Below are 14,720 nucleotides of genomic sequence, written 5' to 3' on the forward strand. Positions count from 1 at the left end.
TCATACTCCGATTTGAATATACTCAAATCTGAATTCATCCATCCGCTCTTTGTTAAACTGATTGCGTCCGTCGAAGAAAATAGCCGACTTAAGGAGCTTTCTCATCTCATCAAAATCGGGACTTCTAAATTCTTGCCATTCTGTCACTAAAATCACAGCATCTGCATCTTTTAGCGCATCGTATTTGCTATCAACATAGCTTACATTAGCATTGCCCTTGAGATAAAAATGTTCCGCTTCATGGCGTGCTTTCGGATCATAGGCAACGATTTTTGCGCCCTTTGCAGTGAGGTCGTTGATAATCGTAATCGCACTTGCTTCACGCATATCATCGGTTTCAGGTTTAAACGCCAATCCCCACACGGCAAACGTTTTTCCTTCGAGATTTTGCCCGAAACGGTTCAATACTTTTTGAGAGATAACGTGTTTTTGATCGTAGTTGACCGCTTCGACCGCATCCAAAATTCTTGGAGTGTAGCCGAAATCTTTCGCCGTTTTTGCTAAGGCTTGAACGTCTTTAGGAAAACAGCTTCCGCCGTATCCGCATCCCGGATAGATAAAGCTGTATCCGATACGGCTGTCGCTTCCGATCCCATTACGTACTTTGTTAATGTCAGCACCGACTCGCTCACAGATATTTGACATTTCGTTCATAAAACTGATTTTGGTGGCGAGCATAGCATTGGCGGCGTATTTGGTCATCTCAGCACTTTTAATATCCATTCCGATAAAGCGGTCATGATTTTTCATAAACGGTTCATACAAATCGTGCATAATCTTCATCGCTTTTTCACTGTCAGCACCGATCACGACACGGTCAGGATGCATAAAGTCTTTGATGGCCGCACCCTCTTTTAAAAATTCGGGATTAGAGACGATATCAAAAGTCAGATCGCTTCCACGTGCATCGAGTTCAGCTTGAATTGCCGCACGTACTTTCTCCGCAGTACCGACCGGAACCGTTGATTTATCAACGACCACCATATAATGCTGCATATATTGTCCGATACTTTTGGCAACAGCAAGAACGTACTGTAAATCAGCACTTCCGTCTTCCCCCATAGGGGTACCGACTGCAATAAAGCTGATCGTCGTATTGGCGATACTCTCAGCGATATTGGTGGTAAATTTTAGTGTCCCCTTGGAATAGTTCTCAAAAACCAACTCTTCCAAGCCGGGTTCATAAATCGGAATGATTCCTTGAATAAGTTTATCGATTTTATTCTGATCGATATCCACACACGTTACACTGTTTCCCATTTGGGCGAAACAGGTTCCGCTCACTAATCCAACATATCCCGTTCCGATAACCGATATTTTCATTTAAAAATGCCCTTATTCCCTTGCTTTATTCATTAGATTTTATCCAAATCGCTCTTAAATCGCTCTTCTATAGCGTTTTCTTCTTTTGCGCCATATTCATCTCGTACAATTTAATGTATTTATAAAAATTAGTCACCATATGAGAAAATGCGATTATAAGCCCCATATATCCGTCCAAAAAGCCTCGTCGGAGAATATAGGTTCGGAAAAAAGAGTAATGTCCGCTAAAAAACGCTTTTATGGGAGAAGAACTTTTTTTACCGACATTATCCTCAGCGAACAGAGTAGAGTAGCGGTCGGCTTTGAGGATAAATTCTGAAATACTCTGGTAGGGGTAATGACTAAAACTGTGGGAAAGCTTTTGTATACTCACTCCATTGGTAAGAATATGTTCATGTACCGCTTTATCGCTGTAACGAGTTGTTGTACGGTTATAGATACGGACGATTTCATCCGCCCCCCAGCAATGGGCTATTTCTGTCGATTTATAAAAATTTTTACGCAAAAGAGTATACACGGTTTTGGCTTCAAGCGCTAATCCCTTAATCTCCTCAACTATTGCCGACTCGAGCACCTCATCCGCATCCAATGAAAGTATCCAATCATACTTTGCGTACTCTGCAGCCGTATTTTTGGTCGGGCCGAATCCGATAAATTCCCCTTCAAATAAACGTACGTTGAGATAGGATGCAGCAATAAGAGCGGTATCATCGGTAGAGCCGTTATTGTAAAGGACAACGTCATCAAAAGTCCTCAAACTTTCCAAACAACGATGAAGTATGCTTCCACCGTTTTTAACGATTATAACAACGGAAATAGACATCTGATATTTCTTCCACTCGAAATGGTACTTACTCGAATCCACGCTAAATTTAATATTTTCATTTGATTTGCTTATTCATATCGTAAAGTTTTATATATTTATAAAAATTAGTTGCCATGTGAGAAAAAGAAATGACAAGACCTGCATAACCATCCAAAAAGCCCCGTTTGAGAATATACGTGCGAAAGAAAGAATAAAGTGCATTAAAAAATGCTTTAGTCGGAGATGATTTTATTCTGCCAACATTATCGGTCGCAAAAAGGGTTGAGTAGCGATCGACTTTAATGATAAAATCGGTTATACTCATGTAGCTGTAGTGCTTCATATTGCCGGCAATAGGGAGTTTTTTCATTCCCTCGTCAATAATATTTTCGTGAACGAAGTTATCATTGAAACGGGTAACAGTTTTATTATATAAACGGCGAATTTTTTGGTTGTTCCACCCACAGTACCGGATCAGAATTTCTTTATAATAGGCGAGAAAATTGACAATATAAATAGTTTCTGGATCAAGCGATTCAGATTGAAGGGCCAGTAATAACTCTTCATCGACGACTTCATCACTGTCGATAATAAGTACCCAATCATGAACCGCATAGGAGGCAGCACGGTTTTTAGTTGGTCCGAACCCGTCAAATTCACCCTCAATCAATCGGACGTTTGGATATTGTGCCGCGATGGCTTGCGTACCGTCCGTCGAACCATTATCGTATACGATAACGTCATCAAACTGTTTCAGGCTCTCCAGCGATCTTTGTATCGTTCGGGCACCGTTTTTTACAATCATTACCGCCGAAACATTCATCACGATCCCTTCACCATCTTAACAATCGTTTTAAACCAAAACCCGGCCTGCTTTAGCGGTCTGAACAGCGAATCAGGGGTTGAGAGAGCATCACCCTTGATCCGGTAAAGCAATCCCCCTATTCCTTCCCATGAGGAATTAAAGGCATTTCCGATTCGAAATACATACGGATAATGCTCACGTGCCAATGCTACCACCGCATTGTTATATTTTCCATAAGGGAGAACAAAAGACTCCACCCTAACCCCGAGATTTTCTTCGAGAGCTACTTTTGAGCTAAAAATTTCATTTTCCAAGTCTGCACCCTTTTCGCTCAGATTCAGATGATTCATCGAATGAGAAGCTACTACGACATGACCACTCTGTATCATCTCTCGCAATTCCATATAGGTACAAAAAGGCGCATATGTTTTGTAATTATCCGCTTTGTATATTTCGTGATGCTTAAGAGATAACCGCCGTTCTGGGGGGATATCGGTATCCTCTAAAATATAGGCTGAGGGAACCGCGAGAAGCGCTTTAAGGTTGTATTTTTTAAGCAGCGGAAAAACGTAATGGTAAAAATCGTAGTAGGCATCATCGAATGTCAAGCAGATTGAATCCGACGTGATCGGATCTCCTGGAAACAGTGTCGTAAAATGCTCGGAAATATAGGCTAAATGTGCGCCCATCATTGTGTCACTATTGGAAAGTGGGAGATCATCACTGTTAATATGATGGTACATGATGACGCTAAACATTCACATCCTCTTGAAGTGTTTCAGGAATAATAAAGTATCATACCACACCCTCACTTACTCAAAGGTCAGTATGAATTTTAAATGCGATTTTCCGCCTCAATATGGCTATATACAAGAGACATTTAAGAACATCCGATCCATTTTTTTGAAGGATGAACATAGCATCCATAAAGCACGTAATGAACTCAAAATCATTGAATTATCTGGCGTAAAAACAGTCGTTAAATCATTCAAAGTCCCCCATTTGTTCAACCGCATCGTTTATACGTTTTTTCGCAAAAGTAAAGCCTATAAATCGTATCACAATGCATTGCGTTTGGAGAAACTTGGTGTTTCAACTCCAGAGCCGATTGCCCTCATCGAATTTTTTGAATCAGAACTGTTGGCGGACAGCTATTTTATCAGCGAATTTTTCGACTACGATTTTACGATCCGCTCCCCCCTCCTCGAACCCCTCGAAGATCGTGAATCTATTTTCACCTCTTTTGCCGCCTATACCTACGATTTACACCAAAAAGGGGTATGGCATTTGGATTACTCTCCCGGAAATATTTTGATCAAACGAACCGAGAATGGCTATCAATTCTCCATCGTCGATATTAACCGGATGGTATTTCGAGACATCTCACCACTAGAGGGGTGTGAAAACTTTAATAAGTTATGGGCATTTGATGAAGAACTGGAAATTATGGGGCGTGAATATGCACGTCTAAGCGGATTGGATGAAGCACTCACAATCAGTGAGATGAAGCGTCATAACGATGCAAACAAGCGGACGAAAAACTTTAAAAGGAGACTCAAGAAAGTGTTGAAAGGCGATTTTTCAACTCCTGCTTGACCTTCTTAAACATAGCCACCCTCCCCGCGCTATCTAAGGGGATCATAAAATGGCGCTGTTTCTCCCCGATACTCTTCCATCGTGCCGCTGAGGCAAAGAGGGTATCGGCGAAAAAAGTGAATGTTTCACACCCTACTGCACTCGCCAAATGATAGGTCCCCGTCGAGGTGCTTATAAACAGTTTAAAACTGCTCAAAAGTCTGGCAAAATCGACGACACTCCCGCGTGAACGGTACAATATCACTCGACTCTCTCCCAAAAGTTCTTTCGCTTCATCGTAGAGTTTTTCCTCATCGGGACCAAACGTCATCACGACATCGATACTTTGATCTTCTTCAGCGATTTTTACCAATTCGATGTATTCCGTCAATGTCCAGTTGGCATCCGAAGAACCGCCGAATCCCGGATGAAAAGCAACTACCGCTCTGCTAACCCCATACTCGGCACAAAACGCACTATACGCGTCCGCGCTTCCCTCTAACTGCAAGAGCGGCTTCGGAAAATCGAGAGTGATATCGGGGAAAAGAGCTTTTGTCAGTTCCAAGTTATACTCAAACTCTGCCATCTTCACTTCACTGCGACGCTGTCTGATTCGTCGGTTGTAAAAAATCTGGGCGATTTTCGTGGCGGGGGCAATACGGAGTGGGATACGTGCTATCCATTGTGCCAAAGCGACGCGGGTATTGGAAAAAAGGGTAATCGACACATCGATTCGGGCTTGTTTGATTTTAAAAGCAAGTTCGAGAATATCTTCACTCTCATCGACAATCACCTCATCGATAAAGTCGCACGATTCGGCGAGTTTTCGGTTTAAGGGGGCGACGAGGGCAATGATTCGATTTGAAGGGTTATGGTGTTTTAAAACATAGAGAGTAGGTAAAGCGGTTATAAAATCACCCAGTTTATCGTTACGCACTACCAAAATATTCATTGTTCACCCTTGTTTTAATGCGGTTATTTTACCCAATATCGCTATAATCTCACCATGAAACAACCGTTTGCCTGGGATCATTACTCCGATCAGCCCTCCATAATCCGAGATCGTGCTCTTAAACGCTCCATGCGGCGCAGTGCCCTCCCCTCACTCATTAAAACCTTTTTGATCGCCCTCGTTACACTGCCCTTAGCCTTGGTGCTTATGCCGTTTATGCCGCGACGTACCATTAACGGCGAGCACTTTTTCGGTATGGGGGTGAATCTAGATTATGAGCCCAATACCACCCCCTATCTCCTCGATGAACTGGGAGTCAAACAACTCCTTATACGTATTCCGCTGTGGGAGATGGATCGCTTAAATGAGTATGTCACCTTTATCCGCTCATTTAAAGAAAAAGAGATCACGGTCGCACTGCTCCAAGATCGAGAACATATTACGTCTCTGAGCATGACAAAAGATCATTTCACCCAGATTTTCGAAGCATTGGACGGGGTTTGCTCTACGTATGTTATCGGTTCAACCATTAACCGTGCCAAATGGGGATTTTTCAGTGTTAACGAGTATCTCGATTTTTACGGCGTCGCGTACGATCTGAAAAAAACACGCTTCCCCCATCTCAAGCTCATCGGCTCTAACGTTATCGATTTTGAGTACCACTTTAGCGCCCATGCCCTCTTTAATCTCGCACGTATACACTTCGATGCACTAGGGAGCCTCCTCTACGTCGATCGTCGCGGAGCACCCGAAAACACCCAAATGGGATTTAGTCTTATAGGAAAAATAAATCTTTTAAACGCCCTCATCTCCCTCAGTCCAAAAACGGCCAATGAGCTCATCATCACCGAAACCAACTGGCCGATCAAAAATACCGCCCCCTATGCCCCCACCAGTGAACATGAATGTGTTAGCGAAGAGGATTATGCCGCTTTCATGGTGCGCTATCATCTCCTTAGCTTTGCTTCTCAGAAAGTGAGCTGCGTTTATTGGCATCAGCTGATCGCACCTGGGTATGGGCTGATCGACAACCGTGAAGGAATCCGTAAACGAAATGCTTTTGAATCGTATCGGGTAATGCACTCTCATCTGGGTGATGCAGAGTTTATGAGTTTCTCTCACAGTGTCGATGCATATCGGCTCATTTGCTCAACCCCTAGAGGGAAATTACACGTCACATGGACCCTCACCTCAGCACCTATCTATACCTACAAGGCTCAATCGTGAAAATACTGCTCATTCTCCCCAACTGGCTCGGCGATGCGGTGATGGCCACTCCCGCACTCGAAGCTCTTTGCGTCATCTATCCCGACGCTGAGTTGACACTAATCGGGTCTTATGTCAGTATCGAAGCGCTCAAATACCATCCTCAGTGTAAACGCCACTACGTCGATGAGACGAAAAAGGGGGGCAATCGATTTATCAATACCTACCGATTTGCGAAAGTGTTAGGGCAACATGATCTGGCGATTACCTTTCGCAATCAACTCCACTCATCATTGCTCCTCTTTTGGAGCGGATCTGCGATCACTGCAGGGCGTAAAAGCTGGCACTCAACTCTTTTACTTAGACATGCCATCAAACCCTCACATTCTTCCCATCTCGTGGAACAATATCGTGACATAGCCCAAAGCCTCAGTAACACTCCTCTCGTCATAGAAAATCTAAAACTCCATATCCCGTCCCATCGCTATTCACGACCGACACTCGGAATCAATCCGGGAGCAACGTATGGCAGTGCCAAGCGGTGGTATCCCGAAAAGTTTGCCGAAGTAGCACGCGCTTACAGTGATCGATTTGAGATCATTCTCTTTGGCGGACCGAATGAAGTAGGAATGGCGAACGATATTGCATCCCGTTTAAACGGAGTCAACATCACCAATCTCGCCGGAAAAACCTCAATTGCAGAGCTGTGCAGTTTTATCGGAGGATTAGATCTCTTCATTACCAACGATAGCGGTCCAATGCACGTCGCGGCAGCGTATAGTGTTCCGACCGTTGCGATCTTCGGTCCGACGCGACACTTGGAAACGTCCCAATGGATGAATGATAATAGTATGATCGTACGGCATGAGATGAAATGTGCACCGTGTATGAAGAGAGAGTGCCCTCTCGGACATCATGAATGTATGACAAGCATCACCCCTGATGAGGTGATTGAAGCGGTACGAAACTTAAAAGTCTAATCGCATCCCGAAATACCACGCATCGTTATAGGTCACATCGCGTGTTTTCAAATCGGTATCAATCGTGCGATATCCGACACCGATTCGGGCATTTTCAATCGGTTCGATGTCCAAACCGATGCGAGTTTCCAGATAACCGTCCCCCTCTTTCAAGCAGAGGCTAGAGGGAGCATAGTAAAACGCTCCGTTCACATAAAACGGAAACGGCGTATTAATCGGCAATTGCAACTCTGCTTCAACCCCCAAAGGTACTGCCGCGTAGCGCTGTCCGTCAATCTCGGTGTACTCGGCTTTGATCCCCAGTCCTACTTTCAACCCCGGCACTCCACGCACCGGCTGCATCACCATAAACGATACTTCCATCAGAGGATCAGGATCAGCAATCGTTGTGCTGTTATTGTTATCCCCATTCAGAAAACGGGCACCGATATAGGCATTGCTCATTGCATTTCCCATACGTCCAACATCCAATCGGATCTCGCCGCCCACCTCTTTGTCATTAACATTCACACCTATTTGATGTGCCGCAAATACAGATGTAGCCATAAGGAGAGTGATGATTATTTTTTTTAACATGGGGTTCCTTCATTAATTCGTGCTATCGTAGCGGTCGTACTTTTTCCGTCCACAAACTGCACCAGTCGCAACTCTTTGGCAAACTCCGCACCAACGACGCTTTTACCTTCGTAATCGCCCCCCTTGACTAAAATATCGGGTCCGATATTTTTGATCAACTCATGCGGTGTCTCCTCACTAAACAATACGACATAATCGACCGATTCCAGCGCAGCTAAAATGTAAGCACGATCTTCCTGCACATTGACGGGACGAGTAGGCCCTTTGAGCTCTCGAACCGAGCTGTCCGAATTAAGCCCTACGATCAACACATCCCCGTAACTTTTGGCCTCTTGAAGATATTTCACATGGCCGACATGGAGAATATCAAAGCACCCGTTGGTGAAAACGACTTTTTTACCCTCTTTTTTAAGGCGATCTGCAAGGGCAAAAATCTCTTCATGACTTTTGATATGCATATCGGAGGTACTCTGGTGCAAACTCGACTCATATTCCTCAATCTCTCCGAGTGTTACCGTTGCCGAACCGATCTTGCCGACAACAACGGCGGCGGCATGGTTGGCAAACGGAGCGGCTTGATCAATCGTATATCCGCAGCTAAGTGCAAATGAGAGGGAAGCGATCACCGTATCCCCCGCCCCGGTCACATCAAAGACCTCTTTCGCAACCGTCGGGAAACGACGCATCGTTTCATCATAAATGGCGATACCGTCTTCCGAGAGGGTAATCATAGAACACTCTAAATCGCACGTCTCTTTAAGACTCAAAAGGGCTTTTTTCAGACTTGCTTCGTCTTGGATCACAATCCCTGTCGCTTCGGAGGCCTCTTTTTTATTGGGAGTCAAAAGATAGGCTCCTCGATATTTGCGGTAATCTTTCCCTTTGGGATCGACCAGTACTTTTTTCCCCGCTCGCTTCACGGCCGTAATAACCCCGAGTGCAACTGCGTCGGTAATCACCCCTTTTCCATAATCGGAGAGGATAACGATATCACATCTATCGAGGACACTTTCTACATAAGCCGTAATAGCCGTTTCACTAGTGATATCGATCGCCTCTTTCGACTCTTTGTCGTAACGAAGGATCTGTTGGTTGGAGGCAATAATACGGCTCTTTTTCGATGTTTTTCGCCCTTTTTGAGTAATCAAACCCTCACTGGACGCCCCGATCGTAGAGAGCATAGCACGCAGTTCTGCCCCGTTTTCATCATCACCGATAACCCCTGAGACACTCACCTGTGCCCCCAAAGTGACCAGATTGTTGATCACGTTACCCGCACCGCCGAGGACGGTCGTTTCACGGGCAATATCGACCACCTGCACGGGAGCTTCAGGGGAGATCCGCTCGCACCCTCCCCACAAATAATGGTCAATCATCAAATCCCCGATAACAAGAATATGGGGGTGAGCGTTTTGAAGCGCTCTCATGAGAGTTCCTGCTCGAAAAGACGTTTGATTTCCGGAACGTATGCCGCAATCCCCTGTTCAAACTCAAAACGGGGCTCATACCCCAAAGCACTCTTTGTCGATTCGATATCCGCCTCGGTGTGAAACTGATAACGCCCCACATACGGATTAGCCATATATTCGCACGTAAAGGATGTCCCCAACTCGCTCTGGAGAATATCAACCATCGATTGAAACGATCGTGCCTTCCCTGTTCCGACATTAAACACACCGTTTTCTCTCGGATGCATCGCAAGAATGTTCGCCTGAACAATATCCTCAATGTAGATGAAATCGCGCAAGATTTGGTCAGAATTTTCAAAAAGCTTCGGATTTTTTCCCGATAACAGCTGATGTCCGAATTGTACTACCATCGATGCGGTTTTATTTTTGAAAAATTCTCTCGGCCCGTAGACATTAAAATAGCGCAAACCGACAATGGAAATATGCTCAAATTTTTGAGAATATTGACGCGCCAAATGGTCCATCATCAATTTTGAGAAGCCATAAACGTTCTGAGGCGCTTCACGTCCCACACGTTGAGGAGAGGGAGCGTCACCGTACGTCGCACCCGATGAGGCATAAATCATGTTGGCACCGTGCGCTACCGCGATATCGAGGAGATCTTTAAACGCATTGACGTTGGTTTGGATCATCAAATCCTGCTCCAGCACTGTCGTGTCCGAAATCGCCGCTTCATGAAAAATGTAATCAAATTTATAGTTTTTTTGCAGTGTGCCGAGCAACGCTTTATCGTTGATATCGCCGCTGATCACTTCGCCGCTAAACCCGAGGAGATTTTTAAAATGACCGAAACTTTTGAGATTGCCGTTAGAGAGGGTCAAATTCGAGCGGAAAAGATCCAATACGACGACGTGGGCATGTGGATAATGCTCCTGAAAATAAAACGCGAGGTTGGAGCCGATGAAACCTGCCCCTCCCGTTATCAAAATCGTTTTTTGGTTTAAATTAACATCACTGTAACGCATAGATAATCCTTCTTAAAGGTAGTGTCATATTGTAACAAACTCTTTATTAAAGGTTAAACAGTTAGAGTGATTTAAGATAGATAGGAATATAATAGCGGCGAAATTTTAAATGGAGAAAACAAATGAAAAAAATTGCTCTTGCAATGTTATTCGCTGGTGTATCTTTAATGGCTGCTGATGGAAAAGCTCTTTCAGCTAAATGTGCTGCTTGTCACGGTGCTTCTTTCGAAAAAGCGGCTCTTGGTAAATCAGCGATCGTAAAAGGTCAATCAGCTGGTGCTATCGAAACTTCACTCAAAGGTTACAAAGCTGGTACTTTGAACAAAGCGGGTATGGGTGCATTGATGAAAGGTCAAGTTGCTGCAATGTCAGATGCTGACATCAAAGCTCTTGCTTCTTACGTAGCAGGTCTTAAATAATACCTCGCTCACCGCACCTGCGGTGAGTTCTTTTTTCTCTTCTATTCCGGTCGATACTCTTCTTTTTTATTCACTGACTCTTTTTTACGTTGCTGATTAGCTGCATCGTTCAGTTCACGCTCATCATCATACTGTACTTGATTCATCATTTTTTTCTCATCGTCAAACTGACCGTTTTTAATTCCCCACAAAAATGCAACCAAGGCAATACCGCCTAAAAAAAGCGATGCACCCAGCATCATCGCGATTACCCAAGAATCCATAATTACCTACCTTTTATTTATACATCCAACGTACTCGCATCGAGTTCCCGACGACGAGGAGCGAACTAAACGACATTGAAATCGCGGCAAGCAGCGGTATGACATACCCCATCATCGCCAGCGGAATCGTAATCGAATTATAGACGAGTGAAATCCCAAGATTTTGTTTAATAAGCCCATACGTTTTACGGCTGATAGAGAATGCTTCAGCGAGCGACGTCAACGAATCATTCATCAACACCACATCACTCACCTCGATTGCGATATCGCTCCCGTTCCCCATCGCAATCGCAATATCGGCACATGCTAGTGCCAATAGATCATTGACCCCATCCCCCGCCATCACGACGATATGCCCCTCATTATGCGCCTGTTCAATAAATGCCGCTTTCCCCTCAGGGGTGAGATGTGCGTGTACCTCGTCGATTCCAACCTCGTGAGCGACTCTCACGGCTGCCGCTTCATGATCCCCCGTCAGCATTACCACCCGAAGATTCAATTTTTTAAGTTCCTCAATCGATTGAGAAGCTCTCTCTTTCGGAAGATCGCGCAACTCATACGTCGCAACCAATTGATTTTCTACAGCATAATAAAAAATACTTTTATCGCTCGCGAAATCGACCTCAATCCCGAGTTCTTGCATCAACAGCGCATTCCCCCCCGCGATCATAACCCCCTTAGAGCGTCCGATCATCCCTCGAGCGGGAATCTCACGCGCTTCTTCGATAGTGCCGGATTCAATAGCTTCTTCCGTTCGCTCCAAATATTCCATTACCCCTCGACTGATCGGATGCTTAGAAGAGGAGACGAGTGTATGCAAAGCTCCCGTATCAAAAGCTGTGTGAATCGTGGCATAAACCACTTCGGGGCGTCCTTGGGTGATCGTTCCCGTTTTATCCAAAACAACCATAGTCGCTTTTGCCATCGTCTCGATCTGTGCCGCCGATTTAAAGAGAATCCCCCTCTTCGCACCCAGAGCCAATCCTACCAGCGTCGCTACAGGAGTCGCAAGAGCCAGCGCACACGGACAGGCGATGATGATGACCGAAATCCCCACCATGAGCGAGCGATCAAAACTGTGCGGCCAAAAATACCAAGCCCAAAAAGTTGCAATTGCTGCGAAGAGGATCGTTGATGAAAAATGTTGCGAAAGACGATTTGCCAGCTGCTCAATCGAGGGCTTCTGTGCCATGGCATTCTCGAGCAAATTGACAAGATTCGAGAGGGTCGAATGGGCAAAATCTTTGGTCGTCCGATAATGGATCAGGGCATCGATACTTGTTGTTCCGCTGATGATCCGATCACCGATACGTTTAAAAATCGGCTCCGATTCTCCCGTGAGGTTACTTTCATCAAAACTCCCCTCCCCTGAAATTACTTCACCGTCAATTGCGGAGCGCTCACCGCTTCGGATCACAATTACATCCCCGACTTTGACTTCGTTGACATCGACGGATCGGATAGATTCTCCCTCTAGGATACTCACTTCACGCGGAATGTGTTTACCGATGATGTCGAGGGTATCAGCGGCATTTTTACGACTGAGGACTTCGAGAAATTTCCCGAAGAGGACAAACGTGATAATCATCGCCACCGAATCGAAATAGGCTTCCCCTTTTTCAAATACCGTAATATAAATAGAGTAGAGATACGCCAGACTCGAACCCGTAACGACGAGTAAATCCATCGTCACTGCATGATTACGCAACCCGTAGTAGGCTCCGCGATAAAAAACCCATCCGCTGTAAAAAAGTACGGGAGTCGCTAATACCCACTCGGCAATATTGAGAATGGTTTTAATATCCTGAGTAATCCCCGTAAAATACCCCGCGTATTGAGCCACGGCAATCCACATCATATTCATCGTCGCGAAGGTCGCTACCGCCATACGCAGATAGTACTCTTTGCGCTCTTTATTGGCACGTACTTCTTGAAGTGAAGAGTCATACGGAAATGCGTTGTATCCGATGGCGCGGATCATATCAATGATGGCAGAGAGCTTGACGTCCGCTGAGTTCCACGTAATACGAGCTTTATTGTTCGTATAGTTGATATGCGCCTCGATAACCCCTTCCATCTTGTGAAGTGCCTTTTCATTGAGCCATACACACGCCGCACAATGTATCCCCTCGATGACTAAAGAGACTTGGGAAAGCCCCTCGTTGGTGGTCGTCACAAACCGCTCACTAAAGGCGGGGGTATCAAAATTGGAACTCGCTTCGAACTGCTCGGTAGGGGGGGAGAGGGTCGTAGAACCCATTTTGGAGTAAAAGCTCTCCAGCCCCTCATCTTTGAGAAGGTGAAAAATCCCTCGACACCCGTTACAGCAAAATCGATACTCCCCATCGTGAATCATCACATCATCGCTAAACTCCAGATGGCAATGATCACATTTGACTTTAGACATATTCGAACTTCCCTGCAGACTTATTTTTTTTCACTTGCTCATATCTTCCCATAATTCCCTGCATCACGATATGAACCCCTGCTGAGCCATTATTCGCATAACCGATTGCCATTGAAAGATTCGCCGTCGCCTCTAGCGGATCAATAGTAAAAGGGATCATCGCCCCCGTAAAAACAATCACTTTATCCAATCCCAGACTCGCTACGTATTCGGCACTCACATCCATCGTATCGGTTCCGTGAACAACGATAATCGTTTTCGCTTCCGACTCTGTAATCGTTTTCCCTAATACAAAGCGATCATGATCATCCATCTCCAAAGAGTCTTTATAAAGTATTCCTTGAAGAGAAATATCGATCACCATTGATGTGAGTATCGCTTCTATCGCAGAGTTATCCTGAGGAACAAACAGTTCACCTTTTATCGGATCATACCGTTTATTAAACGTACCACCCGTATTAATAATGAGCATCAGAGCAACTCCCGCAACGAATGGATAATCTGATCGGCTTTTGACGTGAGTGTTTCTGAGGTGAGAAGAATATTTTTCCCGACACCGGCTTTAAGAGAGGCTTCGATATCCCTCTCATTATCCCCGATCATTACCGAATGCTCCATATCCAAGTCATACTCTTTTCGAGCCTCTAAAAACATCCCCGGGGAGGGTTTACGGCACTCACATGCACCATCAATACTCTCATGATGCGGACAGTGATAAATATGGGTAATCGTAACTCCCAACGCTTTGAAATGTTCCACCATCCATCGGCTGAGATGGGCAAAATCCTCTTCGGTGTAATACCCCCGCGAAATCCCCGATTGATTGGTGACGATAATGATGAGATATCCTTGTTCCGCATAAGTACGGCACACATCGACGATTCCCTCCATGAGTTCAAAATCTTCGATCTTGTGAAGATAATTTTTCTCAACATTCACAACACCGTCACGATCCAAAAACAGGGCTTTATTCAC

General features: G+C 45.0%; 16 protein-coding genes. 4 read left to right on the top strand and 12 right to left on the bottom strand.

The features are described 5' to 3' along the window. The 4 genes from Q8O20_RS07570 to Q8O20_RS07585 form a co-directional block, all read right to left on the bottom strand. Positions 1 to 1,323 (bottom strand): UDP-glucose/GDP-mannose dehydrogenase family protein, encoded by a 1,323-nt coding sequence (locus Q8O20_RS07570; protein ID WP_305530675.1) that lies wholly within the window; start codon positions 1,321 to 1,323, stop codon positions 1 to 3. A 67-nt stretch (positions 1,324 to 1,390) separates the two neighbouring features. After that, on the bottom strand, positions 1,391 to 2,146 hold the full coding sequence (locus Q8O20_RS07575; protein WP_305530676.1) for a glycosyltransferase family 2 protein: 756 nt from the start codon (positions 2,144 to 2,146) through the stop codon (positions 1,391 to 1,393). Between the two features lie 58 nt (positions 2,147 to 2,204). Further along, on the bottom strand, positions 2,205 to 2,951 hold the full coding sequence (locus tag Q8O20_RS07580) for a glycosyltransferase family 2 protein (RefSeq protein WP_305530677.1): 747 nt from the start codon (positions 2,949 to 2,951) through the stop codon (positions 2,205 to 2,207). Continuing rightward, on the bottom strand, positions 2,951 to 3,691 hold the full coding sequence (locus Q8O20_RS07585; RefSeq protein ID WP_305530678.1) for a polysaccharide deacetylase family protein: 741 nt from the start codon (positions 3,689 to 3,691) through the stop codon (positions 2,951 to 2,953). Before Q8O20_RS07585 ends, Q8O20_RS07580 begins: the two co-directional genes overlap by 1 nt. Positions 3,692 to 3,761: 70 nt before the next feature. Here Q8O20_RS07585 and Q8O20_RS07590 point away from each other — a divergent pair, with 70 nt between their 5' ends. Further along, positions 3,762 to 4,529, top strand: a complete 768-nt coding sequence (locus tag Q8O20_RS07590; protein ID WP_305530679.1) for a lipopolysaccharide kinase InaA family protein — start codon at positions 3,762 to 3,764, stop codon at positions 4,527 to 4,529. On the opposite strand, the gene Q8O20_RS07595 is transcribed toward Q8O20_RS07590, so the two are convergent. After that, a complete protein-coding gene (locus Q8O20_RS07595; protein ID WP_305530680.1) occupies positions 4,489 to 5,460 on the bottom strand; it encodes a glycosyltransferase family 9 protein in 972 nt (323 codons plus the stop codon). The two genes, Q8O20_RS07590 and Q8O20_RS07595, sit on opposite strands and share 41 nt — an antisense overlap. Positions 5,461 to 5,514: 54 nt before the next feature. On the opposite strand from Q8O20_RS07595, the gene Q8O20_RS07600 reads away from it, so the two are divergent. Beyond that, positions 5,515 to 6,687: a glycosyl hydrolase gene (locus Q8O20_RS07600; protein WP_305530681.1), complete on the top strand. Its 1,173-nt coding sequence runs from the start codon at positions 5,515 to 5,517 to the stop codon at positions 6,685 to 6,687. Beyond that, positions 6,684 to 7,646 carry a lipopolysaccharide heptosyltransferase II gene (gene waaF / locus Q8O20_RS07605; RefSeq protein WP_305530682.1) on the top strand — a complete coding sequence of 321 codons (963 nt, stop codon included), beginning with the start codon at positions 6,684 to 6,686 and terminating at the stop codon, positions 7,644 to 7,646. Before Q8O20_RS07600 ends, waaF begins: the two co-directional genes overlap by 4 nt. Here waaF and Q8O20_RS07610 read toward each other — a convergent pair. From Q8O20_RS07610 to rfaD, 3 genes are read right to left on the bottom strand one after another with little or no spacing between them, the layout of a single operon-like run. After that, positions 7,635 to 8,222 carry a YfaZ family outer membrane protein gene (locus Q8O20_RS07610; RefSeq protein ID WP_305530683.1) on the bottom strand — a complete coding sequence of 196 codons (588 nt, stop codon included), beginning with the start codon at positions 8,220 to 8,222 and terminating at the stop codon, positions 7,635 to 7,637. The genes waaF and Q8O20_RS07610 overlap by 12 nt on opposite strands. Next, positions 8,216 to 9,649, bottom strand: a complete 1,434-nt coding sequence (gene rfaE1, locus Q8O20_RS07615) for a D-glycero-beta-D-manno-heptose-7-phosphate kinase (RefSeq protein ID WP_305530684.1) — start codon at positions 9,647 to 9,649, stop codon at positions 8,216 to 8,218. The genes Q8O20_RS07610 and rfaE1 overlap by 7 nt, the downstream gene beginning before the upstream one ends. Continuing rightward, positions 9,646 to 10,656, bottom strand: coding sequence for an ADP-glyceromanno-heptose 6-epimerase (rfaD, locus tag Q8O20_RS07620; protein ID WP_305530685.1), 1,011 nt, complete (start codon positions 10,654 to 10,656; stop codon positions 9,646 to 9,648). The genes rfaE1 and rfaD overlap by 4 nt, the downstream gene beginning before the upstream one ends. 122 nt (positions 10,657 to 10,778) lie before the next feature. Between rfaD and Q8O20_RS07625 the strand changes: the two genes are divergently transcribed. Further along, positions 10,779 to 11,075: a c-type cytochrome gene (locus Q8O20_RS07625; RefSeq protein ID WP_304739445.1), complete on the top strand. Its 297-nt coding sequence runs from the start codon at positions 10,779 to 10,781 to the stop codon at positions 11,073 to 11,075. A gap of 41 nt (positions 11,076 to 11,116) precedes the next feature. Here the strand turns inward: Q8O20_RS07625 and ccoS are convergent, their stop codons facing one another. From ccoS to gmhB, 4 genes are read right to left on the bottom strand one after another with little or no spacing between them, the layout of a single operon-like run. Next, a complete protein-coding gene (gene ccoS, locus Q8O20_RS07630) occupies positions 11,117 to 11,338 on the bottom strand; it encodes a cbb3-type cytochrome oxidase assembly protein CcoS (RefSeq protein WP_294896907.1) in 222 nt (73 codons plus the stop codon). Between the two features lie 13 nt (positions 11,339 to 11,351). After that, positions 11,352 to 13,745, bottom strand: coding sequence for a heavy metal translocating P-type ATPase (locus Q8O20_RS07635; RefSeq protein ID WP_305530686.1), 2,394 nt, complete (start codon positions 13,743 to 13,745; stop codon positions 11,352 to 11,354). Continuing rightward, positions 13,738 to 14,217 (bottom strand): asparaginase domain-containing protein, encoded by a 480-nt coding sequence (locus Q8O20_RS07640; protein WP_305530687.1) that lies wholly within the window; start codon positions 14,215 to 14,217, stop codon positions 13,738 to 13,740. Before Q8O20_RS07640 ends, Q8O20_RS07635 begins: the two co-directional genes overlap by 8 nt. Beyond that, the gene (gene gmhB, locus Q8O20_RS07645) at positions 14,217 to 14,720 is read right to left on the bottom strand and encodes a D-glycero-beta-D-manno-heptose 1,7-bisphosphate 7-phosphatase (RefSeq protein ID WP_305530688.1); all 504 of its coding nucleotides are present in this window, start codon (positions 14,718 to 14,720) and stop codon (positions 14,217 to 14,219) included. The genes Q8O20_RS07640 and gmhB overlap by 1 nt, the downstream gene beginning before the upstream one ends.

Origin of the sequence: Sulfuricurvum sp. (genome assembly GCF_030691015.1) — a bacterium.
In the GTDB taxonomy this organism is placed as follows: domain Bacteria; phylum Campylobacterota; class Campylobacteria; order Campylobacterales; family Sulfurimonadaceae; genus Sulfuricurvum.

What these genes read in the sequence shown, in the direction of transcription:
- Q8O20_RS07575 (WP_305530676.1), bottom strand. Translation starts at nt 2,146, where the DNA reads ATGTCTATTTCCGTTGTTATAATCGTTAAAAACGGTGGAAGCATACTT.
- Q8O20_RS07570 (WP_305530675.1), bottom strand. Translation starts at nt 1,323, where the DNA reads ATGAAAATATCGGTTATCGGAACGGGATATGTTGGATTAGTGAGCGGA.
- Q8O20_RS07595 (WP_305530680.1), bottom strand. Translation starts at nt 5,460, where the DNA reads ATGAATATTTTGGTAGTGCGTAACGATAAACTGGGTGATTTTATAACC.
- Q8O20_RS07590 (WP_305530679.1), top strand. Translation starts at nt 3,762, where the DNA reads ATGAATTTTAAATGCGATTTTCCGCCTCAATATGGCTATATACAAGAG.
- rfaD (WP_305530685.1), bottom strand. Translation starts at nt 10,656, where the DNA reads ATGCGTTACAGTGATGTTAATTTAAACCAAAAAACGATTTTGATAACG.
- rfaE1 (WP_305530684.1), bottom strand. Translation starts at nt 9,649, where the DNA reads ATGAGAGCGCTTCAAAACGCTCACCCCCATATTCTTGTTATCGGGGAT.
- Q8O20_RS07635 (WP_305530686.1), bottom strand. Translation starts at nt 13,745, where the DNA reads ATGTCTAAAGTCAAATGTGATCATTGCCATCTGGAGTTTAGCGATGAT.
- Q8O20_RS07600 (WP_305530681.1), top strand. Translation starts at nt 5,515, where the DNA reads ATGAAACAACCGTTTGCCTGGGATCATTACTCCGATCAGCCCTCCATA.
- Q8O20_RS07580 (WP_305530677.1), bottom strand. Translation starts at nt 2,951, where the DNA reads ATGAATGTTTCGGCGGTAATGATTGTAAAAAACGGTGCCCGAACGATA.
- Q8O20_RS07585 (WP_305530678.1), bottom strand. Translation starts at nt 3,691, where the DNA reads ATGTTTAGCGTCATCATGTACCATCATATTAACAGTGATGATCTCCCA.
- Q8O20_RS07610 (WP_305530683.1), bottom strand. Translation starts at nt 8,222, where the DNA reads ATGTTAAAAAAAATAATCATCACTCTCCTTATGGCTACATCTGTATTT.
- ccoS (WP_294896907.1), bottom strand. Translation starts at nt 11,338, where the DNA reads ATGGATTCTTGGGTAATCGCGATGATGCTGGGTGCATCGCTTTTTTTA.
- Q8O20_RS07640 (WP_305530687.1), bottom strand. Translation starts at nt 14,217, where the DNA reads ATGCTCATTATTAATACGGGTGGTACGTTTAATAAACGGTATGATCCG.
- Q8O20_RS07625 (WP_304739445.1), top strand. Translation starts at nt 10,779, where the DNA reads ATGAAAAAAATTGCTCTTGCAATGTTATTCGCTGGTGTATCTTTAATG.